The organism is Caballeronia sp. INML3B, from assembly GCF_023631305.1.
Lineage (GTDB): Bacteria > Pseudomonadota > Gammaproteobacteria > Burkholderiales > Burkholderiaceae > Caballeronia > Caballeronia turbans.
On record NZ_JALQDI010000047.1, the window covers coordinates 1 to 277 of the forward strand.

General features: G+C 67.1%; 1 protein-coding gene. It reads right to left on the reverse strand.

Translation table 11 applies throughout. The features are described from left to right. Positions 1 to 277, reverse strand: a 277-nt coding sequence (locus tag NCS58_RS21655; protein ID WP_250538878.1) for a response regulator, incomplete at both ends; no start/stop codon positions are given.

Genomic DNA, 277 nt, shown 5'->3' on the forward strand with positions numbered 1-277 from the left:
CTTCAACACCTCGCGGCCGAATGCCGTGACGAGCAGCACGAGAGGCGGCGCAGCGCGGCCTTTCATCGCGTGAATCTGCCTGGCGGCGTTGAGCCCGTCGAGTTCCGGCATGCGCCAGTCGAGGAGGGCGATGTCGTAGGGCGCATCGTTCAGCGCAGCTTCGCCGATGCGTTCGACCGCTTCGCGTCCGCTCGTCACGATGTCAGCGCGCCAGCCGAGCGAGCGCACCGTGCGCGCCATGATCTCGCCTGCGATCGCGTTGTCATCGGCGATGAGA